Here is a 25,734-nt window from a genome sequence, read left to right as displayed (position 1 = left end):
AGTCGCTATTAAGCGACTTTTTTTATGCTTTAGATTCCCAAATGAATAAATCTAATTTATCTAAATCTTTTTCTAATTTTTCAATATTTTTAGTTGATTCAGGAATTGTTTGTTTAGCAAGTTCAGCAACTAATGTTTCAACAATTACCAAAGCTGGTAAATTTCCAAGAGGACTATGGACCGAATTTGTATCAATAACTATATCTGCAAATTTAGCGATTGGATTTAAAGTTGTATTTGTAACTAATATGATTGGTATTTTTCTTTTGTGACAAATTTCAGCTAATTTAACAGTTTTTTTAGTACATGGCCAAATAGAAAAAACAACTAAAGTTTCATTTTTTTCAATTCTTAGAGCTCGATCATAAAGATAACTGTCATCAGTACTGAGTTGTCTTACTTTAGGATAAAATCTATTGACAGAAGCTTCCATATATAAACTTACAGGTCTAGAAGATCTAAGTCCTAGCAGATTAATCCATTTAGAATTAATCATTAATTTTATAGAATTGTTTATTTCTTCAATATTCTTAGGGGTTATAAAATTTTCTATTGTGTGAATGGTTTCATAACAAGTGGTAGTTAGAGGATCAGATTCTTCTCCTTTAACAATATGTTTAAAATTTTCTTTTATACTTCCATAAGAAGACATGGTATTTTTTAGCGAATATTCTAAAAAAGCATTTTTAAAATCATTATAAGATTCAAATTTAAGTAATTTCATAAATCTCATTACTGTTGTGGTAGCAACTCCTGCAGCTTCGGCAACTTCAGATGCAGTCATCATTCCAATTTCTTTGTAATTTAGAACAATATAGTCACATAATAACTTTTGTTTTTTGGGTACGACATCTTTAATTTCCATAATCTTTTCTATTATATCCATGGTTATTTAAACATAAATTAATTATGTTATCCTCCTTTGTTATAAAATATTAAACTAATTAAAGCCATTATAACATTGTAATAATATTTTAGTCAAAAAAAGTTAAAATAAAATTATAAAAATAAATATTAGTTGATAACTTATAGCACGTATAGTATAATTTTTATTAGATGGTATAATTTTAGTATTACTAGGAGGAAAAATGATAAATAAAAATTCTTCAGTTCCTTTGTATATACAGCTTGAAATCTTAATAAAAGATTATATAAAAACTAAAGAGATAAATCAAGGAGAAATAATTCCCTCTGAGAATGAATTATCTAAAAAATATAAAATAAGTAGGATGACCGTAAAAAAAGCATTAGATAATTTAGAAATAAAGGGAATTGTAGAAAGAAAAAAAGGAATAGGAACGTTTGTAAAATTTGAAGAAAAAAAGATAGAACTACCATTAAATAAAATAAATGGATTTAGTGAGAAAGTTATATCTATGGGATTAACTCCTGAAAATGAAGTTTTAAAATTTGAAGAAAAACATCCAGAGTATAAAATTTCAAAGGCGTTAGATATTCAAGGTAAAGAAAAGGTTTGGTATATGGAACGACTTAGAAAAGTTGAAGGGGTAGCAGCAGTTTTTGAAAAAAGTTATATAAGAAAAAAAATATTGCCAAATTTAAAAAAGAAAGATTTATATAAATCTAAATTTAATTACATAGAATTAAAAGGTTTGGAAATAGAAAAAAGTGAAAGGGAAATAATTGCAAAAATTCCTGAAGATGATATTGCAAATATTTTAGAGCTAAAAAGGAACGAACCAGTATTAGTAGCTGAATCTGTAACATATTTAAAAAATGGAGAAATTTTAGAATATTCTGAAATTTTTTACAATCAAAGAAAGTATAAATTTAAGTTGATAGCAAGAACATAGAGACCTCTTAGAGAACACTAAGAGGTTTTTTTATACTCTAAAATCAAAAAAATAGTTGACAAAAAATAATAAATGTTATATCATCCTTGTATAGACAACTATACAAATAATAAAAAAGAGGTGGGACATGAAGAAAAGAGTAGGGGACTTTTTACAAAAACTAGGAAAATCTCTAATGATGCCAATATCGATAATAGCAGCAGCAGGAATTTTTCTAGGATTAGCAGCAGCTTTACAAAATCCACATATTGTTGGAAATTTTGCGAATATTAAAATGATACAAATTGTAATAGGATTTATAAGAAAAGTATCAGGAAGTTTATTTGGAAATCTTCCAATATTATTTGCAATATCTGTAGCAATTGGGCTTGCTAAAGATGAAAAACCAACAGCAGCTTTTTCTGCAGTAATAGGTTTTATAGTTATGAATGTTGGAATTAATTATGCACTTAAAATATCAGGAATAACTCCTGGAACTGTTAATGTACAGGCACTTGTAAATTCTGGAATGGGAAAAGAAGCGGCAATTATGTATAATTCTCAATTCGGATATGAATTAGGAATATTTACTTATAGAACAAATGTATTTGGAGCAATTATATCAGCAATTATAACAAGTAAATTACATAATAAATATTATACTGTAAAATTACCAGATGCTTTAAATTTTTTCGGTGGGAAAAGATTTGTACCAATTATAACAGTAATAGTAATGTCAGTAGTAGGAGTTGTAATGGCAAATGTTTGGCCATTTATAGGAAAAGGAATAATAGGAGTTGGGACAATAATTCAAAAGACAGGAATAATAGGAACTTTTATATTTGGTTTTACAGAAAGAATATTGATACCAACAGGACTTCATCATATATTAAATCAAACAGTTAGATTTACTCCAATAGGAGGAGTTTATAATATGGGAGGACATCAATTTGTAGGAGCATTATCTATATTCAATGGAGCATTAGCAAATCCAGGAATGATACCAGATGAAATTGTAAAAAATGCAACTAGATTTTTATGTCAAGGAAAGATACCTGTTATGATGTTTGGACTTCCAGCTGCTGCAATGGCAATGCTAAGTTGTGCTAAGGATGAAAGTTCTAGAAAAAGAGCTAAAGGGCTTTTAATAGCAGGAGCATTAGCAAGTTTTGCAACAGGAATTACAGAACCATTAGAATTTGCGTTTATATTTATATCTCCAATATTATTTTTATTTCATGCAGTGTTATTTGGGTTATCATTTATGCTTATGAATTTATTTGGAGTAATGATAGGAAATGTTCAGGGAGGAGTAATTGATTTTCTAGTATTTGGTGTTTTAAGAGGGATGGATACTAATTGGATTTATACTCTGCTTTTAGGATTAATATATATCCCTGTTTATTATTTTGGCTTTAAATTTATAATAAATAAATATGATTTAGCAACTCCAGGAAGAGAAGAAGAAACTTTAAAAGAAAAAGAAGAAGAAATAAATATAAATGTAACTAGTGAAATAGAAAGTGAAATAATAGTTGGACTAGGTGGAAAAGAAAATATAAAAAATGTAGATAATTGTTTTACAAGACTTAGAGTTGATTTAGAAGATATTTCAAAAGTAGATGAAATATTACTTAAAAAAACAGGTGCAGCAGGAATTTTTAAAATGGAAAATCATGTTCAAGTAATATATGGACCAAAAGTAGAAAAAATAGCTTTAGATGTAAAAAGACTATTAATAAAATAATATAAAAATTAATAAATATTTAGGAGGCATTAAAATGGATAATAAAAAATTTACAGTTGCTATAGCAGGTGGAGGAAGTACTTGGACACCAGGATTATTAAAATCTTTATGTAAAAGAAAGGATACATTTCCATTAAAAAGAGTAGTATTATATGATAACAATGAAGACAGACAAAGAACTATTGGAGAATTTGCAAAAATTTTATTTAAAGAAGAGTATCAAGGGGTAGAGTTTGAATATACAACATCTCCTGAGGTTGCTTTTAAAGATGTCGATTTTGTATTCTGTCAAATTAGAACAGGTGGATATAAAATGAGGGAATTAGATGAAAAAATTCCATTAAGTCTTGGAGCAATAGGTCAAGAAACTTGTGGGGCAGGTGGTTTTGCTTATGGAATGAGATCAATTAGAGACATGATAGAACTTGTAAATTTTATAAGAAAACAATCTCCAAATGCATGGATATTAAATTATACTAATCCAGCAGCAATTGTTGCAGTAGCTTTAGAAAAACAATTTCCTAATGATAAAAAAATATTAAATATTTGTGATCAACCTATAAATTTATTAAGATCTTACGGAAGATTACTTGAGATGAATTCTAGAGAATTTGAACCTGTATATTTTGGATTAAATCATTTTGGATGGTTTACTCATTTATATGATAAAACAGGAAAAGATTTAATACCTAGAATAAAAGAAATAACTTTAGAAAGAGGGTTTATACCAGCTGATGCTGAGCAAAGAGATCAGTCTTGGTTAGATACTTATGCAATGGTAAGAGATATGGTTGTTGATTTCCCAGATTATTTACCTAATACTTATTTACAATACTATTATTATCCAAATTATAAGTGTAATAAATTAGATCCGAAATACACTAGAGCTAATGAAGTTATGGATGGAAGAGAAAAGAGAGTTTTTGAAGAATGTAGAGAAATAATAGAAAGAGGATCTATGGGGGACACTAATGTTGTTCATAATGATGCTCATGCAGATATGATTGTAGAAATAGGAGAATCAATTGCATTTAATGAAAATAGAATATATATAGTAATAGTTAAAAATAATGGTTTAATTTCAAATGTAGATGATAATGCAATGGTTGAAGTTGCAGCTACATTAGGATTTAATGGTCCAAGACCATTTGGAGTTGGAAAAGTAGGAACATTCTATAAAGGATTAATCGAACAGCAAAACGCATATGAACAATTAACTTCTGAAGCTTGGTTTGAAGGATCTTATGGTAAAGCATTGCAAGCACTAACAATAAACAGAACTATTGTAGATGCAAAAAAAGCAAGAAAAATATTAGACGCATTAATAGAAGCAAATAAAGATTACTGGCCAAAACTAAAATAGAAAATAAAAAAACCTTCAATTTATTTTGAAGGTTTTTTTATTTAAATATTTTTATATTGAAGGAGTTCTTCAGGAATTTGATTTTCTAATTTTAAAAATATTTTATGATTAAATTTAAATTTATTTTTATCTTTGGTGGGATGAGTAATTACTGAAGATATTTCATCAACATGAATTTTTCCTAAATTAAAGTAAGAGGTATTACTGTATCCTAGATGAGGAAATTTAGCACAAATTAATAAATCATATCCATTTTTAATTAAATTTATTTTTTCTTTAGCTTTTTCTTCAGTTGAAGATTCTTGGGTCATATAAACTATTCTTTTGAAATTATCGATATAATTATCATGAAAAGTTTCTTTGGCACTTACATTTATAATGCAATAAAATCTTTTTTGGATGTGGTCAATTCTTTCTCCTATGGAATTCATGTAACAATCATTTGCATTGGAGTTAAAAAGAAATTCTCCTTTGTTTACTAGTTCAAATGGTTTCATTTTGTAGTTTGGGCGATTTGATAATTCATTAAATAATTCGATATGTTCTAGAAAAAGTAAATAAGCATTTCTTTTTTTTAATTCATAAATTATTTCATCAGTAAGGGAAAGAGTTTTATTATATTTAAAAATATCAACAAAATTATTTCCTTTTTTAAAATAATCACTATTAATAGCAGTTTTTTTACCATTTGTTTTTTTAGGAATTAAAGTTTTTATAAGAGTTTCATTAGAAGTTTTATTTCCTTTTAAAAGAGAAACATATTCTTTTAAAATTTTTTGATTATAACCTCTAAATGTAAATTGAGTAATAAGACCAAAAAATTTTTCAAGAAATTTATCATTTTTAGAGATATTGTATTTTTTCACATAATAATCTATAAAAGGCTCATAAAAATTTTTACAAAGCAATTGTAAAAGATTTAATTCTTTAAAGTTAGGGTTTTTATATAGTTCGACAAGTGAAGGAATAATTTTAAATCTAAATAATTCATTTCTAAATTTTTCTTTTAGCTTTGATTCCACTTTAAAATTATTCGAAATAGATTTAATAATATTTTCCATAGCTTTTTCTTCAATATGAACATTTATAAAAGGAGATACTGTTTGGAATTTTTTATTAGCCTCTTTAAAAAGAATTCTTTTATCAGCAGTTGTATTTCCAGTTAAAACTTCAGCAATAGAGTAATTATTGTTGGAATTTCCAATAATATCAAAGACAGTAACGTATTTATGTGGATCTTGTGTTTTTCGAAGTCCTCTTCCTAATTGTTGTAAATATATAATAGATGATGTTGTATTTCTAAGCATGAATATAACATTTATTTCAGGGATATCAATTCCTTCATTAAATTGGTTAACTACACATATTAAATTAAGGTTATTGTTATCATTTTTAAGATTTTGTATATGAACTTCTGTTTCTTCTCTTGAAGAATGTTCGCTTGTAATCGCGATACTTTTAATTTTTAAATTATTTAATTCAGTAGATAATTTTTTAGCTTCTGAGATATTAGAACAAAAAACAATTCCTTTTAATTTTTTACCAAAATGTCCTTTTTCATTTAATTGAAATTTCATAAAATTAGCTAGCTCATAATAATTAAATTTTTCATTTGCATCTAGTAATTTATTTTGGAGATTTAATCCGTAATAAGTAAAAGGACATACTAATTGATGATTCATTGCATCAAGCAATCTAATTTCATAAGGTATTGTATATTCGAAAATCTTAAATAAAAATTTAGGATCCTTTGTTCTTTCTGGTGTAGCTGTAATTCCAAGTGTAAATTTAGGAGTAAAGTATTTAATGAGAGAATGATAATGAGTTTTTTCTCCAATTTTATGAGCTTCATCATATATTATATAGTCGAAATAATCATTAGGATATTTTTTATAAAGATGATTATATGCTGTTTTATCAGTTGTGAAAATAAATTGACTACTTTTTATTTCGTTTGTATTTGAAGAATTTAATTCAATTAATTTGTTATCAGGAAAAACTTTTTTATAGGTTTCATAAGCTGATGAAAGAATTAAACGGTTGTGAACTAAAAATAAAACTTTTTTAGATTTTGTCTGTTTCACATCAAATGCAGAAAGATAAGTTTTACCAGTACCAGTTGCTGCGATAATTAATCCTTTATTAGAATATTCACGATAGTTTTCTAATTCAGATAATGCTTTTCTTTGCATATAGTTAGGTATAATTTTGTTTTTTAAATAAAGCGTAGAAATTTGTTTGTCTAGTTTCTTTTTTTCATAAAATATTTTAGAATATTCTTCTATAAATTCTTTTTTTATAAATTTTGAACAAGGATCATTCCAAAGATTATTAAAAATATTATGATGCTCTTCAATAAGCGAACCATTATTTTCAGTATTTATTTCAACAATCATTTCATGAGCTAGTCCAAAAGCTCGAGCAGAAATATTAGAACTTCCCACAAGAATTCGACTTTGATTCTTTTTTTCGCCAAAAAAAGTTTTTAAATGAAAGCCTTTACTATCAGAAGTAGGAGAATAAATTTTAGTTTGAAGAGGTAATTCTAAAAGCTTTTTTAAAGATAGGGGATCACTTACCATTCCTTCTGTGGTAACAAGAATTCTACTACTTTTATCAAATTTTTCTAATTCTTTATAAATAAGAGAAAGTCCTGACCATACAATATAGCTAACAGCTATATCAATTCTTTTTGAGGAATACAATAAATCTAAAATTTTATCTTTTATATTTTTAGTTTCAGTATTTATTATAAAGCTTGGGTTGTAAATAAAAGAATCTATTGATTTGTTAAATAAGGATTTTTCAACAGCTTGTTTATTAATTAGACTTTCTACAATTGGGATATCAGCTTCTGCCCAATCTAAATTTTTTAATTCTTTTAATGGCAACCATTTATAATCTAAATGCTCTTTTAATTTTAGACTTATAGAATTAAGTTCACATAGATATGAGTGCATGGTTATAGAAAAAGTATCGTAGTTATGATTTATAGTTTTAAATAAAGGTCCAATTTTAACATTTAAATTTAACTCTTCTAAAAGTTCCCTTTTTAATGCATTTTTTTGACTTTCTCCAGGTTTTATTTTTCCACCTGGAAATTCCCATTTTTTAGCTAAAGGTCCTGAAGCTTTTCTTTGGGCACAAAAATATTTGTTTTTGTATTTTAATATTGCTGCAACAACTTCTATATTTTTCATAGTATTCTCCTAAATTTAATACAAGGTTATTAAAAATTATAAATATATTATACAATATTTTTTTATAAAATACTTTTATTATATTGTTATAATAAGCATTAAAAAAGGCTCCTTATAATTTTATAAGGAGCACTTTTTTTAAAATTCTTTTCCGCCTGTTATTTTTATATCTTGATCATTTTCAATAATTCCTCTAATGGCAGCTTCTAGTCCTTTAACTATTAGATTAAGATCCATAGAAGGAGTATTAGGTTTATCTAAAACTTGTTTTGGAATATAAGGAACATGTATAAATCCTCCTTTTTTAGTTACAGAATATTTATCTATATTGTATAATAATCCATACATAAGATGGTTACATACAAAAGTTCCAGCAGAATTAGATATAGAAGCAGGAATATTTTCATTTTTTATATATTCTACAATAGCTTTAATAGGAAGAGAGGAGAAATAGGCATTATCTCCATATTCATATATTTTACTATCAATAGGTTGATTTCCTTTATTGTCTTTAATTCTCGCATCATTTAAATTAATAGCTATTCTTTCTACAGTGATATCAAATCTTCCTCCTGCTTGTCCAATGCAAAGAACAATTTCAGGTTTATATTTTTCAATTCCATCTAAAAGGACTTTTATGGACTCGTTAAAAATTGTTGGAATTTGTAACTTAAAAATTTCAGCTTCATTGATTCTTGAAGGAAGTAATTTAACTCCTTCCCAAGCAGGATTAATAGATTCTTTTTCAAAAGGATCAAATCCAGTAACTAATATTTTCATAACTGCCTCCTTTAATAAAAAATAAATATAATCATCAATTTAATTATACCTTAAAAATTTAAATAAACAAAAAGTCGCATAATTGCGACTTTTTAAAATGTTAAAATATATTTTTTTTGTGGTCTGCCTCTAGGGATTTTTTTAATAATATGTTGAGCGAGATTATTGCTTTCTAATTTTAATAAAATTCTTGCAGCAGTTCTTTCAGTTGTACTTAAGTAGTTAGCTAAATCTTTTATTGATAAAGCTTTATTTGCTTTAAATACTTCAATTAATCCAAGAGCTCTTTTCCCTGTTATATTAATTTCTTTTAATTTTTCAAAAATTAGTAAGTTATCTTCTTCATCTGCAATAAAAGTTTTTAGAGTAGTTATTTTGTTTTCTTCAACTAAACATAAAACATTTCCATCAGAGTCTATATTTTTTTGATAAGATTTTTCAGCATAAATCCTAGCTAAATTTATACTAGATCCACCTCCAAAACCGATATTAATATCAAAAGAAGATAAATTTTTTAAAAGTTTTTCTATGTTATAACTATAGAAATCTTTTTTTAAAGTAAGTATTTCAAATTCTTTCTTTTTTGGTTCACTAATAATTCCATTAAAATTATTAGCTAAAATTTTTCTAACTTCTGTAATGTTTTTCTTCACTAAAATTTTAATTAATATTATTTCTTTTTTTTCTGAATTTTTTGCTTTTAAATCAATTATAACTGAATTTACAATATTTCTGATTGTGTTTTTAGATGGGAATAAAAATATATAAGGCATATTGATTTCTTCTAAAAATTTAAGCATATTACTTATTCTTGTTATAACTAAATTTACTTTTTTCCCCTGCTGAAGTTTTAAATAGTTTTTCTTTAAAATATCATATAATTCTACACTGCTGTAGTCAAGAGGACAAAAAATAGGTTCTTTTTCATTAGTAAAAGTATCTTCTAACCATTCTTTTTTATCTGAAGATGATATGAAATCAATGTATACTTTCGAAAAATCGATATTAGGATTGCTTTTTAATACATCAAATAAACACCGATATAATTCATATTTATCTATTTCAATATAGTAGACAGGCGTTATTAATTTAGCATTAGTGGTTATAATTTCATATCCTATGGGGCCACTTGTTATAACAGCGTCATATTTATGAGCAACTTCTATATAAATATTTTTAAGTTGTTGCAAGTCATCATAAACTATATATTCTATTTTTTGTTCAATACCAATTAAAGCTTCTTTAACATAATTTTTTGAATTTTCAGGAGTCAATATAAGTAATTTTAGCATTCTATACCTCCTCAATATTTTTAATAAACGTTTTACTAAATTATATACTAAAAAAAGAAAATAGTCTACTGAATAAGTTTTAATTATTAGTATAAAATCATATCTTTTTTTAAAACGAAAAATAAAAACATTGACAAATAAGACTTAGTAATATATAATCGTAGCATTAAAAACAAGATGTCTTTAAAAATGTCTTAAAAGATCAAAAAGTACAGGGAGGTTATAATTATGGGAGTAACACTGAAAAAGAAGCATAGTTTTTTAGATTGGGTAGAAAAGACAGGGAATAGAATTCCTCATCCTTTTATATTGTTTAGCATTTTAACACTTAGTGTAATTATTATTTCAGCTATTTGCAATGTAATTGGATTAGAAATATTAGATCCAGTTAGTGGAAAAATGATAGGAATTAAGAATTTACTTTCAAGTGAAGGAATTCTTTTTATTTTGAAAAATTTAATTAAAAACTTTACTGGATTTGCACCACTTGGTTTAGTTTTAGTTATGACTTTAGGTATTGGACTTGCTGAAAAAGTTGGCTTTGTATCTTCTCTTATGAGAAATACCATCTTAAATAGTTCTCCTAAAATTATAACTTTTATGATTATGATGATAGGAATTTGTGGAAATATAGCGTCAGATGCTGCCATAGTTGTAATTCCAGTGATATCAGCATTTATATTTTTATCTTTAAATAAGCATCCATTAGCAGGGATTGCAATAGGTTATGCTGCAACAACAGCTGGTTTTAGTGCTAACTTAATAATTGCTGGAACAGATGCCTTATTATCAGGAATTTCAACAGAAGCAGTTCATATAGTTAATCCTAATATGTCTGTATCAGTAGTTTCTAACTGGTATTTTATGATAGTTTCTACTTTTTTATTAGCGATTGTAGGTACTTTTGTTTCTGAAAAAATTATTGAGCCAAGATTAGGAGAATATAAAGGAAGTAAAAAAATAGAACAAGAAGAAGTAAGTCCTTTAGAAAAGAAAGGATTAAGAGTTGCAGGAATATTATCTCTTGCTTATATAGTTCTTATAGGAATAGCAGTTTATCCTAAAAATAGTTTTTTTAGAAATCCAGTAACTCATTCTTTATTAAGATCACCATTTTTAAAATCAATCATACCATTACTTTTAGTGTTATTTTTGATTTGTGGTATTTCTTATGGTGTTATTGTTGGGAAAATTAAATCATCTGGAGATGTTCCAAGATATATGGGATTAGCTATAAAAGATATGTCTTCTTATATAGTTTTAGTATTTATGATTGGTCAATTTATAGCATTTTTTAAATGGAGCAATATGGGATATGTTATTGCTGTTGCAGGAGCAAATTTTTTAAAAAGTATGAATATTAGTGGAGTTCCTTTATTTATAGCTTTTATTCTTTTATCAGCATTTATAAATTTGTTTATAGGAAGTGGATCTGCAAAGTGGGCATTATTAGCTCCTATATTTATTCCGATGTTTTATTTCTTAGGATATAATCCAGCATTAACACAAGTTTTGTATAGAGTTGGAGATTCTACAACAAATATTATATCGCCATTATTTCCTTATATGCCTATAATATTAGCTTTAGCTCAAGAATATGATGAAGAATCAGGAATGGGAACTATGATATCTTTAATGCTTCCTTATTCAATAGGAATGTTAATTATGTGGGTTATTTTAGCCATTGTTTGGTTTAGTTTAAATATTCCATTAGGACCAGGAGTAACAATGTTTATTTAGGAGGGAATTATGAAATTTTCTGAAATAGAAGAAGTGATAGATAGTTATATTGAAGAAGTAATTTGTTTTAGAAGAGATTTACATGAATATCCTGAGCTTGGAGGGAAAGAAAAAAGAACTCCTTTGAAAGTTTTGGAAGCCTTAAGAAGGTTACCTTTAGAAATAAAAGAAAATGTTGGAGCGAACGGTATCGTAGCCAATTTATTTGGAAATGAAAAAACCGGAAATAAGAAAACTATACTTATTAGGGGAGATATGGATGCGTTGCCTATTCAAGAAGAAAATAATTTGACTTTTATTTCAAAAAATAAGGGAGTTATGCATGCTTGTGGCCATGATATGCATACTTCAATGGTACTTGGAACGGCAATGGTTCTTTCAAAATTTAAAGACAAATTAAAAGGTAATGTTAAATTTATGTTTCAACCTGCAGAAGAATGCTCTCCAACTGGAGGAAGTAGAGGGATGATGGATGCAGGGCTGTTAATAAATCCTAGTGTTGATGAAGCTTATGCTTTGCACGTATATAATAGTCCTGTGGGAAGTATTTCTTTTAGACCTGGAGTCGCAAATGCAAAATCAGATGCAATTCAGATTCATATAAAGGGAAAAAGTAGTCATGGATCTATGCCATCTCAAGGTAGAGATGCTATTGTAACAGCAGCTAATATTATTATGGCAATTCAAACTATAGTTAGTAGAAATTTAGAGTCAGGAGAAAATGCAGTTGTTACAATTGGAAAAATGTCAGGTGGAAATAGGTATAATGTGATAGCTGATTATGTTATACTAGAAGGGACAGTAAGAGTTTTTAGTGATGAATCAGCATTAATTATAAAAAAGAGATTACACAAACTTGTTAATGATATTTGTTCTGCTTATGGATGTGAGGGTAAATTAATTTATAAAGATGGGTATGATTTTATGTATAATGATTTAGAACTTTCAAAAGAGGTTATAAATTCACTTACTCCATTAATAGGAAGGGAAAATATTGAAATACAAAAGACTCCTTCTCCAGGAGGAGAAGATTTTTCTTTTATAACTAAAAAAGTTCCTTCTGTATTTATGTGGATTGGAACAGAGTCAAACATTAATGAAGGAAAATGCATTCTTCATAATCCTAATTTTATAGCTGACGAGGCTACTTTAAAAGAAGGAATAAAAATTTTTACTAAAATAATATTAGATAGATTTAAAAATTTAGAAGATTAGAGGAGAATTTATATGGATGATTTTTATATTAAAGTAAGAAGTGATTTGCATAAAATTCCAGAAATTGCATTTAGTGAACACAAAACAGCTGCATATATTAGAAATTTTTTAGATGAATTAAATATTGAATATATTGAAATAGGAACTAGTACCCTTGCTGTTTTTAAAGGAAAAAAAGATATTTGGGTAGGGTTTAGAGGAGATATAGATGCTCTTCCAATTACAGAATTAGGAGATAAAGAATATAAGTCTCAGTATAAGGGAATGATGCATGCTTGTGGTCATGATGGACATACTACAAATTTACTTTATACAGCAAAATGGTTACAAGAACAAATTAAGAATGGAAAAACTTTGAATAAATCAATAATGTTAATATTTCAAGCAGCAGAAGAAGGAAGAGGAGGAGCTCAAGTAGTAGCTCAGTCAGAATTCTTTCAGTCTAAAAAATTTGAAGGATTATTTGCATTACACGTTGCTCCTGATATAGATCAAGGGAAAATTGGTTGTATTTGTGGACCAATATCTTTTCAGAATATAAATTTCGATATAAGAATTATAGGAAAGGGAACTCATGGAGCTCAGCCTCATAAGGGGATAGATTCAATATATATTGGAGCTAAATTAATAGAAGCTTATCAATTATTAGTTGCAAGAGAAATAGATCCAATAGAGCCAATGGTTTTAACAATTGGAAGTTTTAAAGCAGGAGAAGTTAGAAATGTTATTCCTGAAAAAGTTGAAATTTTAGGAACAATTAGATTTGCTAATACAGGATTAATAGATTTTTTAGAAAAAAGAGTTAAAGAAATAAATGCTGGTTTTGAAAAAGCTTATGGAATAAAAATAGAGATGATGTTTAAGGCTTTTTATCCACCTGTAATTAATGAAAAAAAATTCTTTGATATTTTAAAAGAAATAATTCCAAAAGAAAAATTTGTAGATAATTCTAGATTAACAGGTTCAGAAGATTTTTCTTTCTATCTTCAAGAGGGGAATAAGGGATTATTATTTTTATTAGGAATAAAGACAGAAAAATTTAATTCTGCTTTACATACACCAACATTTGATATGGATCCAAGAGCTTTGAAATTAGGTTTTAAAATATTTAAAGAAATAATGTTAAAGTTAGAGGTCTTTAAGTAAAAAGAGAGACAAGATACTTAAGTATCTTGTTTTTTTTGTGAAAAAAATAAGGAATGGTGGTATAATTTTTATGTGATATATTAAGGAGGTATTTTATGAAAAAGATAATTTATGTATATATTTTAAATGCTATGGCAGATTGGGAATTAGGTTATGTTATGTCAGCTGTAAGTATGGAGATAAATGATGAATATTGTATAAAAACTGTGGCATGTAATAAGAATACTATTACTACTTTGGGAGGATTTAAAATTATTCCAGATTGTTCAGTAGAAGAAATTGATGAAAGTAATATGAAAGCTCTTCTTATTCCTGGTGGAGATACTTGGGGAAATCCAGAGCACGAAGAGATACTATCAAGGGTTAGAGGGTATTTAGAAAAAGGTATTTTAGTTGGTGCTATTTGTGGCGCAACTCTTTCTTTAGCTAATTTAGGAATATTGAATGAATATTTACATACAAGCAATTCTAAAGAATATTTAAAACTTTTTTCAAAAAAATATACAGGAGAAGAACTTTATAAAGATAAATTAGCCGTAAGAGACAGAAATTTAGTTACAGGAAGTTCAGCTGGTTCTCTATTGTGGGCAAAAGAAATTTTACAATATTTAAATGTTTTTTCAAATGAAATAATAGAAGCTTGGTATAATTATTATTTAACAGGAGATCCTAAGTACTATTTAGAAATGTTAGCTCTATCAAATAATTAAAAAAGGGACACCTGCTATTACTAAATCTTGGAGTGAAAGAGTAATAGCAGGTGTTTAACGTAAAAGTGAAGTTATCTAAATTGAGGAAGATAATCAATATTCTTCCGAATGATCTCATCTAAAAGATCTTTTGCTACACTACTTTCAACTAAAGGATGAATTAGCATAGCTTGAAGTGCGCTACCATAATCTCCATGAACACCAGCTTCAACAACTAAAGTTTCATATTCGTTTACAACTTGAATTAAACCTTTAACTTTAGATGGAAGAGGGGAACAAGTAAATGGATGAGCACCAGCCTTATCAACATAACAAGTTCTTTCAATTGCTGATTCATTAGGTAAGCAACTGACAGTACCGTTGTTTTTTATATTTACATAATGAATTGTTCCTTTATCATTATAAATTGCATTTATCAAATCGCAAGCAGCTTCAGAATAATATTGTCCTCCTCTTTCTTCTAACTGCTTAGGTTTTTCTTTTAATTCAGGATTTTTATATAGTTCAAATAATTCTTTTTCAACTTTTTTTACTACTTCTCCTCTAGTACCAATTGTTTTAGCACTTTCCATTTCTTCTTTTAACATAATATTAGTTAAATAATAATATCTATGATAAGGGCAAGGAATCATATGAAGAGATTCTAATAACTCTTTTCCCCAATTAATATCAGGAATATTTTTAGCAGAATATCCTTTACCAGAAATTAAAGCTTTAATAACATCGTCTATTCTACTTTCTCCATTTGAAATAACATCTTTTGCCCAAACTAAATGATTCAAACCTACTAAATCCATTTTTATTTTATCCATAGGAGTTTCAAGAGCTTCACTACAGAGTCTTTCCATTAAAATAGGAACATTGCAAAGTCCAATACATTTTACATTAGTGTATTTATTTACAGTTTCAGTTATAATTCCACTTGGATTTGTAAAGTTAATAAGCCAAGCTTTAGGAGATAATTCTTCAATATCTTTACAGATATCAAGGATTATAGGAATAGTTCGAAGAGCTTTTGCAAGTCCTCCTGCTCCAGTGGTTTCTTGTCCAATGCAATTATATTTTAAAGGTATTTTTTCATCTCTAATTCTAGCATCAAGTAATCCAACTCTAAACTGGGTTGTAACAAAGTCAGCACCTTTAATGGCTTTTTTTCTATTTAGAGTTAAGTGAATATTTATATTTATATTAGCTTTTTCAATCATTCTTTTAGCTAAATTACCAACTATATTTAATTTTTCTTTTCCTTCTTCAATATCAACTAAATATAAATCTTTAATTGGAAGTTCTTTATATCTATTTATAAATCCTTCAATAATTTCAGGGGTATAGCTACTACCTCCTCCTATTATTGCAATTTTTAATTCTTTTTTCATAATATCACCTCATGATTATTTAAGTTCAGGGAAATATCCTTTGTTAGCAACAATTAAAGCATCTAAAACTTCCTTAGCTTTAGAAACAGAAGGAACAGTTTTATTTAATGAAAGAGCTTTTAATGCTTTATCGTAAGATCCTTCTAAAGCTGCTTCTACAGTTAATTTTTCATAGGTATTTTGGTTAATCATAAGTGCTCTATAAAATTGAGGTATTTTTCTATAAGTATTTACGCATGCTCCTTTTGCATCAATAGTACCAAAAGTTTCAATAACAATATCGTCGTCCATATTTGTAAATGCTTTATTATTAACGACATTTACCATAAATCTTTTAGGAGTATCAGTTGCAATTGCAACTGCTTGATCAACAATAAAATCTCCATGAGCATCTAAATTATGGTCAAATCCTTTAATAGTTCCAGCTTTAATAACTTTATAGCATTCTTCAAATACTTTTTTTCTTCTACCATCCATAACTTCGTTGGCTCTAGTATAATCAGCATGTTCTTTTTCTTTTTCAGCCATAGAATCAGGGAAATAATAATATTGTAAATAAGTTAAAGGAATATATTCAGGGAACATCTTAACTCCTTTAGCAATATTTTCAAATGTTTTAATCCAACTTTCATCAAGATGTCCAAAATCAACTAATTTTAATTTATATCCAGATAAAAGAATATCTCTTAATTTAGGAAGAAGTTCTTCTCCTTCTTTATTTTTAATAGAAGTGAACCAACCAAAATGATTTAAACCAAAGTATTCGAAAATTAAATCTTCTTCTTTGTATCCAAGGGTAGCAGCCATTGTCATTTGCTGAACTATAGGCATATCACATATAAATAAAGATTTAGATTCAGGAACTTCTCTTCTGATAGCTTCAGCTAAAATAGGAAGAGGATTAGAATAATTTATTATCCAAGCATCTTTAGCATATTTTATAGCATCTTTAGTTATTTCAATCATAGGTTTAATGCTTCTCATAGCAAAAGCAAAACCTCCAGGACCACAAGTTTCTTGTCCTACTAGTCCACAATTTATAGATACTTTTTCATCTTGTTCTCTCATTTCAAGACCACCAGTTCTAATTTGAGTAAAAATAAAGTCAACTCCTTTAAAAGCTTTTTTTCTAGAAGTTGTCCATTTTACATCTGCTGGAAATTTCTCATCTCTAAATAATATTTCTAAATATTCACCCATAACATCTAATTTTTCTTCATCAATATCTTGTAATATAATTTCTTTAATAGGCATTTTATCATATGCATTCATAATACTTCTAACAATTCCAGGAGTATAACTGCTGGCACCCCCAACTATAGCAATTGAATATTTTTTCATATTTTTTCCTCCTTACAAACTTTTAAATGGATGGGTGGTGTATACCACTCTTGTAAGTAAAATATATCATAGTTTTAAAAAAATTTCAAATATTTTTTTATTTAAAAAAAAATTATTGATAAATTTCACAAGCTGTGTTATAGTAACTACTACAGTAGTTAACAAAAAATATTGGAGGGAATATGGAAAGTTTAAAAAAATGTAATTTTCGTGATGCTATAACAGATGGGACACCAATAGTTATAGGATTTATACCTATTGCAATGGCATTTGGAATTTTATGTAAGTCAGCAAATCTAAGTTTAGCTGAAAGCGTGAGTTTTTCATTGTTTGTTTTTGCAGGAGCTAGTCAGTTTATAGCTGTAAATTTATTAATAGCAGGAGCTAGTATGGGGGAAATATTATTAACAACTTTACTTGTTAATATGAGGCATGTATTGTTTTCAGCATCTATTTCTCCCAAAATTAGTTTAGAAATGAAAAACAAGATACCGTTTATAGCTTTTGGCCTAACAGATGAAACATTTTCAGTAGCTTCTTTAAAAAATAAAGAGTTAACAAGTAAATATATGTTAGTTTTAGAAGGGATGGCTTATTCTTCTTTTATAATAGGAACTTTTTTAGGATATGTATTAGGAGGAATTTTACCAAAAATAGTACAAACTAGTATGGGGATAGCTTTATATTCATTATTTGTAGCTATATTAATTCCAGCTTTAAAAAAATCGAATAAAATATTAATTTTAGTTTTATTATCAGGGATTATGAATACTGTTTTAACTAAAGTAATTCATCTTGCTCAAGGTTGGAGTATAGTAGTGACTATATTATTTGTTTCATTTTTAGGCTTAGTTATTTCTTCATCAAAGGAGGAGATAAATGAATAAGATATATGTTTTGATTTTAGGAATGTTTGTGGTAACATATTTACCTAGGCTATTACCTTTTTTATTGGTCTCAGGAAAAAGATTACCAAAACAATTAGAAGAATTTTTAGGGTATATTCCTTATACAGCTTTAGGTGCTCTTATTGTTCCTGGTTTTTTAGATGCTATACCAAATCATGAAATAGTTTCAATAGCAGGAATAATTATAGCTTGTGTACTTTCTTTTATAAAAGATGGAATTGTTATTCCTGTGCTCGGGTCAATAGGAATTTGTATGCTATTATTAAGTCTAGGATTATAATTATAGGAGAATGATTTATGGACGAAAATTTAAAATTATTAGAAGATATGAAAAAATTAGGTTTAAATCAATATGAGGCAAAAGCTTATACAAAGTTGTTGGAAAATTTTCCTTTGAATGGATATAGCTTGAGTAAAACTTCAGGAGTTCCTAGATCTAAAATATATGAAGTTTTAGATAATTTGCTAAAAAAGCAATTAGTATTTAGTAAAAAAATAGAATCAGGGCTAGTTTATTTCCCTTTAGAGCCAAAATTATTCATAAGTAAAATAAAAAAAAATTATGAGTCTGTATTAAAAAATGTAGAAGAAAAAACAAATGAACTTTATTTGAAAAATATAGTTCACTATGATACTAAAATTCTTTCTGGTAGAAAAGAAATATTTAGTTTTCTAAATTTAATAATTGGATTAGCTGAAGAAAGGATAGACGTTTCAATTTGGGATGAAGAATTTTTACAATTATCAGATAGTTTAATAGAAGCAGAAAAAAGAGGGATTATTGTAAAGGGAATTTATTTTGGATATAATAATAAATTAAAAAATGTATTGACTCATAGAAGGCTTAAAACTTATCTTAGTGAAAAAGAAGAGAGAAATATTGTTGTGATTATTGATAGAAAAGAAGCTATTACTGGGATAGTTTCAAGGGGAGAGGCTAGTCAAGTTTCTTGGACAAATGATCCAGGAATTATAGATATAACAAGTGACTATATAGTTCATGATTTAATGGTGAATTCATATTCAAACTCTTTATCAGAAAAGCAAAGGAAAGAATACGAAGACGCTATGGATGAAGTAAGAAAAGAATATTTCGAATAAAATAGGGGGAGAGAATGGATAAATTAAAAGTAATGGGGGCGATGCTAACCTTTTCAACCATAGGAATATTTATAAAAAATATAGATTTATCTTCAAGTGAGATTGCTTTTTCAAGAGGGATAATAGGGAGTGTTTTTTTATTGATAACGAGTTATATATTAAAGACAAATGTATCAGTAACATCAATAAAGGGAAATTTAAAATTATTAGTTTTTTCAGGAATTGCAATGGGATTAAATTGGATGTTTTTATTTGAAGCTTACAAATATACTACAATTTCAATAGCTACAATTTCTTATTATTTTGCGCCTATTTTTGTAATGATTGCATCTCCTTTGCTTCTTAAGGAAAAAATTAGTTTAAAAAAAGTTATATGTATATGTTTAGCTATGATTGGGATGTTGATGATTGTAGGGACTAATAAATCTTCAAGTGGAAATGTGGAATATAATCATCTTTTAGGAATATTTTATGGGATTTTAGCAGCTGTTTTTTATGCAAGTGTAATTATTTCAAATAAGTTTATTATAAATATTTCCCCTGGAGATAGAACAATAGTTCAGTTGTTTGTAGCTGCAATTATGCTAATCCCTTATATATTATTAACAACTGGATTTAATTTTGGGTCACTTCATGGAATATCTTTATATAGTTTATTATTTTTAGGAATAATTCATACAGGATTAGCATATACTATTTATTTTTCAGCAATAAAAAATTTAAAAGGGCAAACTTTAGCAATATTAAGTTATATAGATCCTATATTTGCAGTTTTAATTTCAACTTTATTTTTAAAAGAAAGTTTAGGAATTTTTCAAATTATAGGAGCAGTATTAATATTAGGATCAACTTTTATAAGTGAAATAAATGACAAATAAAGGAAACCCTTTATTTTTAGGTATTTCTATGATAAAATTAGATATAAATATACTTGGAGGAAAGTTAATGTCGTTAAAGTTAAAGAGAGGTTTTTTAGATTTTTTTATTTTATTTTTTGTTAGTATTGTTTCAGTTGGAGGAATGTTATTTTTTAGAAATTCAAATATGGAAACTTTGGTTTACTCTGTAGGAGCAGGAATATCTTTTATTGGATTTATAGGGTATGTGATAGTTTTAATGAAATTAGATTTTAAATCTAAAAATTTAGTATTTTATTCTCTGGCAGGAATTGCTTTATTTTTATCAACTTTAGGATTATGTGTAGTTTTAGTTGAAAATAAACCTATTATTGAAATGTTAATATCGAAGATTGTGTATGTATTTGTTATTGGTGCTATGATAATACTTGGGAGTAAGGTTCCTTCTAAGAAAAATATTAATATTTTAGCTATAATTTCAAGTGCTTTTGTTTTGAGCAGTTTCGCAGCTCAAAGAATTTTGAAGGAGAATAATGCGGCTGAGTTTATAATGTTAGGAATAGCAGTTATTTGTATTTTTGCAACTGACATAGCTATAATTATGAAAAGTTATATTAATGGAGAAAAATAATTATGAGATTTTTAAGTTTTTTATCTAATTATAGAACTCCCTTTGGAGATACTTTTTGGAATTTAATTACTAGACTAGGAGAAGGGACAACTATAATAATTATATTGTGTATTATTTATTGGTGTGTTAATAAAAAGCTAGGAAAAATATTAGGGTACATATTTTTTATGTCATCTTTTTTAGTTCAAGGAATAAAGTTAGGTTTTGGAACAGCTAGACCTTGGGTAATTGATCCTAGTTTTAAAGCGGTTGATTTTGCTTTGAAAAAAGCTACAGGCTATTCCTTTCCAAGTGGACATGTTCAAAGTTCAACTTCTATATTTGCTGGATTAGCTTTTTATTTTAGAAGTAGATTTTTAAAAATAGTATTAATTTTAGTACCATTGCTGGTTTGTTTTTCAAGAATGTATTTAGGGGTTCATACTCCAAAAGATGTAATTTTTGCTTTTGCTTTGACAGCTGCCATTGCCTTTGTAACTATAAAGTATACAAAGAAATATAGTAGATACCAAAGAATAGAGTTAATGATGATATCTGTTTTTTTAGGAATAATATTATTGGGTTATACTTTTATTCTGTATAGTAAGAAAACAGTAGAGGTTAAATATTTGATAGATTCTTCTAAAGTTATAGGGGCTGGATTTGGATTTGTTTTAGGAAATTATTTAGAAGGTAATTTTGTTAAATTCAGAGTTAGAACTATAAGGATATGGGAACAAGGGTTTAAAATATTGCTTGGATTAATAGGAGTGGGATTATTAGATAAATCATTTAAATTATTTAGTGATTTATTAGGTTTTGATGCTTTAATTATTTATGGATTAAAATATTTTATTTTAATGATTTGGATAATATGTTTATGGCCTATGATTTTCAAAAGAATTTTAAAATAAAAAAAAGACAGAGATTAATCTCTGTCTTTTTTTATTTGCCTATTTATTTTTAATACAAAGATCTTTAAACATTGGTAATGTTAAGCACCAATCACAAAAAGCACCCCAATCTTCTTTTAATTTATGATGCCTTCTTTGATTATAAATACTTTTTAATTGAAGATAATTAGTTGTTACTCTCATAGTTTGCTCTAAACCAAGAGGAGCATTTGAAATAATTTTCATAAATACTTTATATTTATCATATGTGTTTTCTTTGATAGTTATTTCATTTTTATCTTCAGGGAAAGAATTATAGATATCTACCCATTTTTGAAGATTTTCAATAACAACGTCATCAACATATTTATTACAAGTTTTATTTAAATCCATTCTTGTAATTCTATGCATTTTTGAAGTTGAACTTACAATATCTGCAAAATGATATCTTTGGAATTGTGGAGTCCAGTAATTAGGATAAGTAATATCAAATTGTACTGTAATTCCTTTTAAGAAACAATCATGTCCACTTCCAGGGATAGCATTACCTAAATGTTTTATTCTCTTAATTTCTTTTTCAGATAGTTCATCAATATCGTCATAACATGGGATTTCTCCGCTAATCATAGGGTATCCGCTAGCTTTTGCGCTTTCTTCTAAACCATAAACGTTTACATTAAATATTTTTAGCATTGGTTATGTACCTCCTTAAAATATGCTTCTTTTCATTATAAAATATAAATTAAAAACAGTCAAATAAAAATATTCAATATTAGTATTAGAAAGTATTAAAAAGTTATGGTATAATAGATGAAGGTTATGAATTATAATGCGTTTAGAAATAAAAATTTTATAATTTTGTTATGAAATAAAAGATTTAAGGGGGAAATATAAAGAATGAAAAATAATAGAGTGTGTGAAATATTGGGAATAAAATATCCTATAATTCAAGGAGCTATGGCTTGGATAGCTGATGGAACTTTAGCTGGAGGAGTATCTAAAGCAGGAGGACTAGGGATTATTGCTGGTGGTGGAATGCCTTTAGATATTTTAAGAAAAGAAATAAAGACAGCAAAAGAAATAGCAGGAGATAAACCTTTTGGTGTAAATTTAATGTTAATGATGGAAAATGTAGAAAAGCAAATAGATATATGTATCGAAGAAGGTGTGAAAGTTGTAACAACTGGAGCTGGAAATCCTGGAGTATATATGGAAAAATTAAAAGCAGCAAATATAAAAGTAATCCCAGTAGTTGCTTCAGTAGCTCTTGCTAAAAGAATGGCAAGAATTGGAGCAGATGCAGTTATTGCAGAAGGACTTGAAGCAGGGGGACATATTGGAGAAATAACTACAATGGCTCTGACTCCTCAGGTAGTTGAGGCAGTAGAGATTCCTGTTATATTAGCTGGTGGAATTGGTGGAGGGAAACAATTCTTAGCAGCATATGCTCTTGGAGCAGAAGGGGTACAAGTAGGAACTAAATTTTTAGTAGCTGAAGAGTGTAATGTTCATGATAATTACAAACAAGCAATTATAAAAGCTAAAGATAGATCGACAGTTGCAACAGGAACTTTTACAGGTCATCCAGTTAGAGTAATTGAAAATAAATTAGCTAAAGAAATGTTGAGTTTAGAAAAAGCAGGAGCTCCTATAGAAGAAATGGAAAAATTAGGTGTTGGAAGATTAAAACTTGCAGCAGTTGATGGAGATGTTAAAGAAGGAAGTGTTATGGCTGGTCAAGTAGCATCTATGGTTAAAAAAAGAGAAACAGCTTTAGATATAATTTTAGGTTTAATGAATGATTTAGAAATTGAAAAAGAAAGATTAATGAATTATTTAGGATAAAAAGTACTAAAAATTAAATAAAAAACATAAAAAAGAAATAATTTTATATTATTTCTTTTTTTGTTGTTGTTGAAATTAAAATGTTGAAATAACAAAACTTAAATATGATAATTAAATGGTTGAATAACACATTTAAAAAGTATTTTTGGGTATACATTGTTTAAATTTGTTTTTATAAATAGTATTTTTGCCAAGAAAAGTTGAAAAAAACGTAAAAATATATTATAATTCTGTTATGTGTACATAAAATAACTAGGAGGGTGAAAAATGAAACAGAAAAAGGGTATGTTTAACAGATTTCTTGACGGAGTCGAAGTTGTAGGTAATAAATTACCTCATCCAATGACAATTTTTGTTATGTTATCATTAATTGTTGTAGTTGTATCGGCTATTTGTGCTAAAGCAGGAGTTTCAGTAGATTATACTGGAATAAATAGAAAAACTTTTGAAATAGGTGCAATTCATTTAAAAGCAAAATCATTGCTTAGTCCAGAAGGAATAAGATATGCATTTAATAGTATGACTAAAAACTTTACAAGTTTTGCTCCTTTAGGAACAGTATTAGTTGCAATTATAGGGGTTGGAGTAGCAGATGGAAGTGGATTAATACACGCTTGTTTAAGAAAGTTAGTTTTATCGACTTCACCAAAGCTATTAACAGCAGTTTTAGTTTTTGCAGGGATAATGTCAAATATAGCTTCTGATGCAGGATATGTAGTTTTAGTTCCACTTGGAGCTGTAATATTTATGTCAGTTGGAAGACATCCATTAGCAGGAATTGCTGCAGCATTTGCAGGAGTTTCAGGAGGATTCTCAGCTAACTTATTAATAGGAACTCTTGATCCACTATTAGGAGGGATATCAACAGAGGCTGCTAGAATATTTATTCCGGATTATGTAGTTTTACCAACAGCGAACTGGTACTTCATGGTAGTTTCAACTTTCTTAATTACTTTTATAGGTACTTATATTACAGAAAAAATTGTTGAACCAAGACTTGGGGAATATAAAGGAGCGCATAAGGAAGAATTAGGAGAAGTTGGAGATTTAGAGAAAAAAGGATTAAAACATGCAGGAATATCTTTAGTAATTTATTTAATAATTGTTTTAGCATTAACAGTTCCACAAAATGCAATATTTAGAGAAAATGGTAGTATTGTTAATTTTATGAGAAATGGTTTATTACCTGGAATTATGTTCTTCTTCATGATACCTGGATATTTTTATGGTAGAGCAGTTGGAACAATAAAATCAGATAAAGATCTAGTTAAATTAATAGGAAAAGCATTGAGTGGAATGGGTGGATATATGGCCTTAGTATTTGCTGCTGCTCAATTTATAAAATATTTTTCTTATACAAACTTAGGAACAATAGTTGCAGTTAAAGGGGCAGATGTTCTTGAAGCAATAGGATTTACAGGTTTCCCATTAATTGTAGGTTTTGTAATAGTTTCAGCTTTCTTGAATTTATTTATGGGTTCTGCATCAGCTAAATGGGCTATTATGGCACCTGTATTTATTCCAATGTTTATGAAATTAGGATTTACTCCTGAATTTACTCAAGCAATGTACAGAATAGGAGATTCGTCAACTAATATAATTTCTCCTTTAATGTCATATTTTGCATTTATAGTTGCTTATGCTCAAAAATATGATGAAGATAGTGGAATAGGAACTTTAATATCAACAATGTTACCTTATTCTTTATGTTTCTTATTTGCTTGGTTAGCATTATTAATGATTTGGTATTTCGCAGGATTACCAATTGGACCTGGAGTATCAACTACTATGCAAATGGTATTATAAGAATATAATAA

22 protein-coding genes are annotated in these 25,734 nt (G+C 27.3%); 15 read left to right on the top strand and 7 right to left on the bottom strand.

The window, feature by feature from the left end:
- Positions 1-22: 22 nt before the first annotated feature.
- Positions 23-886, bottom strand: a complete 864-nt coding sequence (locus tag Q7K47_04915; GenBank protein MDP0506557.1) for a MurR/RpiR family transcriptional regulator — start codon at positions 884-886, stop codon at positions 23-25.
- 202 nt (positions 887-1,088) lie between these two features.
- On the opposite strand from Q7K47_04915, the gene Q7K47_04910 reads away from it, so the two are divergent.
- From Q7K47_04910 to Q7K47_04900, 3 genes are all read left to right on the top strand, one after another.
- The gene (locus tag Q7K47_04910) at positions 1,089-1,814 is read left to right on the top strand and encodes a GntR family transcriptional regulator (protein MDP0506556.1); all 726 of its coding nucleotides are present in this window, start codon (positions 1,089-1,091) and stop codon (positions 1,812-1,814) included.
- Positions 1,815-1,941: 127 nt separating this feature from the next.
- Complete coding sequence (locus Q7K47_04905) at positions 1,942-3,540, top strand: PTS transporter subunit EIIC (protein ID MDP0506555.1); 1,599 nt, start codon at positions 1,942-1,944, stop codon at positions 3,538-3,540.
- Positions 3,541-3,574: 34 nt separating this feature from the next.
- Positions 3,575-4,903 carry a 6-phospho-alpha-glucosidase gene (locus Q7K47_04900; GenBank protein ID MDP0506554.1) on the top strand — a complete coding sequence of 443 codons (1,329 nt, stop codon included), beginning with the start codon at positions 3,575-3,577 and terminating at the stop codon, positions 4,901-4,903.
- A 41-nt stretch (positions 4,904-4,944) separates the two neighbouring features.
- Here Q7K47_04900 and Q7K47_04895 read toward each other — a convergent pair whose 3' ends face one another.
- The 3 genes from Q7K47_04895 to Q7K47_04885 all read right to left on the bottom strand — a co-directional run bounded on the left by Q7K47_04895 (position 4,945) and on the right by Q7K47_04885 (position 10,175).
- Entirely contained in the window at positions 4,945-8,103 is a 3,159-nt protein-coding gene (locus tag Q7K47_04895) for a DEAD/DEAH box helicase family protein (GenBank protein ID MDP0506553.1), read from the bottom strand.
- Between the two features lie 138 nt (positions 8,104-8,241).
- Positions 8,242-8,883 (bottom strand): pyroglutamyl-peptidase I, encoded by a 642-nt coding sequence (pcp, locus tag Q7K47_04890; protein MDP0506552.1) that lies wholly within the window; start codon positions 8,881-8,883, stop codon positions 8,242-8,244.
- 92 nt (positions 8,884-8,975) lie between these two features.
- Positions 8,976-10,175, bottom strand: coding sequence for a hypothetical protein (locus Q7K47_04885; GenBank protein MDP0506551.1), 1,200 nt, complete (start codon positions 10,173-10,175; stop codon positions 8,976-8,978).
- A 228-nt stretch (positions 10,176-10,403) separates the two neighbouring features.
- On the opposite strand from Q7K47_04885, the gene Q7K47_04880 reads away from it, so the two are divergent.
- The 4 genes from Q7K47_04880 to Q7K47_04865 all read left to right on the top strand — a co-directional run bounded on the left by Q7K47_04880 (position 10,404) and on the right by Q7K47_04865 (position 14,986).
- On the top strand, positions 10,404-11,915 hold the full coding sequence (locus Q7K47_04880; GenBank protein ID MDP0506550.1) for an AbgT family transporter: 1,512 nt from the start codon (positions 10,404-10,406) through the stop codon (positions 11,913-11,915).
- Positions 11,916-11,924: 9 nt separating this feature from the next.
- Complete coding sequence (locus Q7K47_04875) at positions 11,925-13,130, top strand: amidohydrolase (GenBank protein MDP0506549.1); 1,206 nt, start codon at positions 11,925-11,927, stop codon at positions 13,128-13,130.
- A 12-nt stretch (positions 13,131-13,142) separates the two neighbouring features.
- On the top strand, positions 13,143-14,276 hold the full coding sequence (locus Q7K47_04870; protein MDP0506548.1) for a M20 family metallopeptidase: 1,134 nt from the start codon (positions 13,143-13,145) through the stop codon (positions 14,274-14,276).
- A gap of 95 nt (positions 14,277-14,371) precedes the next feature.
- Positions 14,372-14,986, top strand: coding sequence for a DJ-1/PfpI family protein (locus tag Q7K47_04865; GenBank protein ID MDP0506547.1), 615 nt, complete (start codon positions 14,372-14,374; stop codon positions 14,984-14,986).
- A gap of 71 nt (positions 14,987-15,057) precedes the next feature.
- Here the strand turns inward: Q7K47_04865 and Q7K47_04860 are convergent, their stop codons facing one another.
- Complete coding sequence (locus tag Q7K47_04860; protein ID MDP0506546.1) at positions 15,058-16,362, bottom strand: 6-phospho-beta-glucosidase; 1,305 nt, start codon at positions 16,360-16,362, stop codon at positions 15,058-15,060.
- A 15-nt stretch (positions 16,363-16,377) separates the two neighbouring features.
- Positions 16,378-17,703 carry a 6-phospho-alpha-glucosidase gene (locus Q7K47_04855; GenBank protein MDP0506545.1) on the bottom strand — a complete coding sequence of 442 codons (1,326 nt, stop codon included), beginning with the start codon at positions 17,701-17,703 and terminating at the stop codon, positions 16,378-16,380.
- A 182-nt stretch (positions 17,704-17,885) separates the two neighbouring features.
- Between Q7K47_04855 and Q7K47_04850 the strand changes: the two genes are divergently transcribed.
- The 6 genes from Q7K47_04850 (at position 17,886) to Q7K47_04825 (ending at position 22,093) form a co-directional block, all read left to right on the top strand.
- The gene (locus Q7K47_04850; protein ID MDP0506544.1) at positions 17,886-18,590 is read left to right on the top strand and encodes an AzlC family ABC transporter permease; all 705 of its coding nucleotides are present in this window, start codon (positions 17,886-17,888) and stop codon (positions 18,588-18,590) included.
- Positions 18,583-18,891, top strand: coding sequence for an AzlD domain-containing protein (locus Q7K47_04845; protein ID MDP0506543.1), 309 nt, complete (start codon positions 18,583-18,585; stop codon positions 18,889-18,891). Before Q7K47_04850 ends, Q7K47_04845 begins: the two co-directional genes overlap by 8 nt.
- 17 nt (positions 18,892-18,908) lie before the next feature.
- Complete coding sequence (locus Q7K47_04840; GenBank protein MDP0506542.1) at positions 18,909-19,712, top strand: helix-turn-helix domain-containing protein; 804 nt, start codon at positions 18,909-18,911, stop codon at positions 19,710-19,712.
- Between the two features lie 14 nt (positions 19,713-19,726).
- On the top strand, positions 19,727-20,590 hold the full coding sequence (locus Q7K47_04835; protein MDP0506541.1) for a DMT family transporter: 864 nt from the start codon (positions 19,727-19,729) through the stop codon (positions 20,588-20,590).
- Positions 20,591-20,657: 67 nt separating this feature from the next.
- Entirely contained in the window at positions 20,658-21,200 is a 543-nt protein-coding gene (locus Q7K47_04830) for a hypothetical protein (GenBank protein ID MDP0506540.1), read from the top strand.
- A 2-nt stretch (positions 21,201-21,202) separates the two neighbouring features.
- Positions 21,203-22,093, top strand: coding sequence for a phosphatase PAP2 family protein (locus tag Q7K47_04825; protein MDP0506539.1), 891 nt, complete (start codon positions 21,203-21,205; stop codon positions 22,091-22,093).
- A gap of 39 nt (positions 22,094-22,132) precedes the next feature.
- Here Q7K47_04825 and Q7K47_04820 read toward each other — a convergent pair whose 3' ends face one another.
- The gene (locus Q7K47_04820) at positions 22,133-22,765 is read right to left on the bottom strand and encodes a hypothetical protein (protein MDP0506538.1); all 633 of its coding nucleotides are present in this window, start codon (positions 22,763-22,765) and stop codon (positions 22,133-22,135) included.
- A gap of 204 nt (positions 22,766-22,969) precedes the next feature.
- Here Q7K47_04820 and Q7K47_04815 point away from each other — a divergent pair, with 204 nt between their 5' ends.
- Both Q7K47_04815 and Q7K47_04810 read left to right on the top strand, forming a co-directional pair.
- A complete protein-coding gene (locus Q7K47_04815; GenBank protein ID MDP0506537.1) occupies positions 22,970-23,917 on the top strand; it encodes a nitronate monooxygenase in 948 nt (315 codons plus the stop codon).
- A gap of 267 nt (positions 23,918-24,184) precedes the next feature.
- Positions 24,185-25,723 (top strand): AbgT family transporter, encoded by a 1,539-nt coding sequence (locus tag Q7K47_04810; GenBank protein MDP0506536.1) that lies wholly within the window; start codon positions 24,185-24,187, stop codon positions 25,721-25,723.
- Positions 25,724-25,734 lie beyond the last annotated feature (11 nt).

The organism is Fusobacterium sp. JB019 (genome assembly GCA_030673965.1).
Lineage (GTDB): Bacteria > Fusobacteriota > Fusobacteriia > Fusobacteriales > Fusobacteriaceae > Fusobacterium_B.
Note: the sequence above shows the minus strand (reverse complement) of the source record. Positions and strands in the feature narration are given on the sequence as shown.

Excerpts from the sequence above, each read along its gene's own strand:
- Q7K47_04915 (MDP0506557.1), bottom strand. The coding sequence starts at position 886 with ATGGATATAATAGAAAAGATTATGGAAATTAAAGATGTCGTACCCAAA.
- Q7K47_04910 (MDP0506556.1), top strand. The coding sequence starts at position 1,089 with ATGATAAATAAAAATTCTTCAGTTCCTTTGTATATACAGCTTGAAATC.
- Q7K47_04905 (MDP0506555.1), top strand. The coding sequence starts at position 1,942 with ATGAAGAAAAGAGTAGGGGACTTTTTACAAAAACTAGGAAAATCTCTA.
- Q7K47_04900 (MDP0506554.1), top strand. The coding sequence starts at position 3,575 with ATGGATAATAAAAAATTTACAGTTGCTATAGCAGGTGGAGGAAGTACT.
- Q7K47_04895 (MDP0506553.1), bottom strand. The coding sequence starts at position 8,103 with ATGAAAAATATAGAAGTTGTTGCAGCAATATTAAAATACAAAAACAAA.
- pcp (MDP0506552.1), bottom strand. The coding sequence starts at position 8,883 with ATGAAAATATTAGTTACTGGATTTGATCCTTTTGAAAAAGAATCTATT.
- Q7K47_04885 (MDP0506551.1), bottom strand. The coding sequence starts at position 10,175 with ATGCTAAAATTACTTATATTGACTCCTGAAAATTCAAAAAATTATGTT.
- Q7K47_04880 (MDP0506550.1), top strand. The coding sequence starts at position 10,404 with ATGGGAGTAACACTGAAAAAGAAGCATAGTTTTTTAGATTGGGTAGAA.
- Q7K47_04875 (MDP0506549.1), top strand. The coding sequence starts at position 11,925 with ATGAAATTTTCTGAAATAGAAGAAGTGATAGATAGTTATATTGAAGAA.
- Q7K47_04870 (MDP0506548.1), top strand. The coding sequence starts at position 13,143 with ATGGATGATTTTTATATTAAAGTAAGAAGTGATTTGCATAAAATTCCA.
- Q7K47_04865 (MDP0506547.1), top strand. The coding sequence starts at position 14,372 with ATGAAAAAGATAATTTATGTATATATTTTAAATGCTATGGCAGATTGG.
- Q7K47_04860 (MDP0506546.1), bottom strand. The coding sequence starts at position 16,362 with ATGAAAAAAGAATTAAAAATTGCAATAATAGGAGGAGGTAGTAGCTAT.
- Q7K47_04855 (MDP0506545.1), bottom strand. The coding sequence starts at position 17,703 with ATGAAAAAATATTCAATTGCTATAGTTGGGGGTGCCAGCAGTTATACT.
- Q7K47_04850 (MDP0506544.1), top strand. The coding sequence starts at position 17,886 with ATGGAAAGTTTAAAAAAATGTAATTTTCGTGATGCTATAACAGATGGG.
- Q7K47_04845 (MDP0506543.1), top strand. The coding sequence starts at position 18,583 with ATGAATAAGATATATGTTTTGATTTTAGGAATGTTTGTGGTAACATAT.
- Q7K47_04840 (MDP0506542.1), top strand. The coding sequence starts at position 18,909 with ATGGACGAAAATTTAAAATTATTAGAAGATATGAAAAAATTAGGTTTA.
- Q7K47_04835 (MDP0506541.1), top strand. The coding sequence starts at position 19,727 with ATGGATAAATTAAAAGTAATGGGGGCGATGCTAACCTTTTCAACCATA.
- Q7K47_04830 (MDP0506540.1), top strand. The coding sequence starts at position 20,658 with ATGTCGTTAAAGTTAAAGAGAGGTTTTTTAGATTTTTTTATTTTATTT.
- Q7K47_04825 (MDP0506539.1), top strand. The coding sequence starts at position 21,203 with ATGAGATTTTTAAGTTTTTTATCTAATTATAGAACTCCCTTTGGAGAT.
- Q7K47_04820 (MDP0506538.1), bottom strand. The coding sequence starts at position 22,765 with ATGCTAAAAATATTTAATGTAAACGTTTATGGTTTAGAAGAAAGCGCA.
- Q7K47_04815 (MDP0506537.1), top strand. The coding sequence starts at position 22,970 with ATGAAAAATAATAGAGTGTGTGAAATATTGGGAATAAAATATCCTATA.
- Q7K47_04810 (MDP0506536.1), top strand. The coding sequence starts at position 24,185 with ATGAAACAGAAAAAGGGTATGTTTAACAGATTTCTTGACGGAGTCGAA.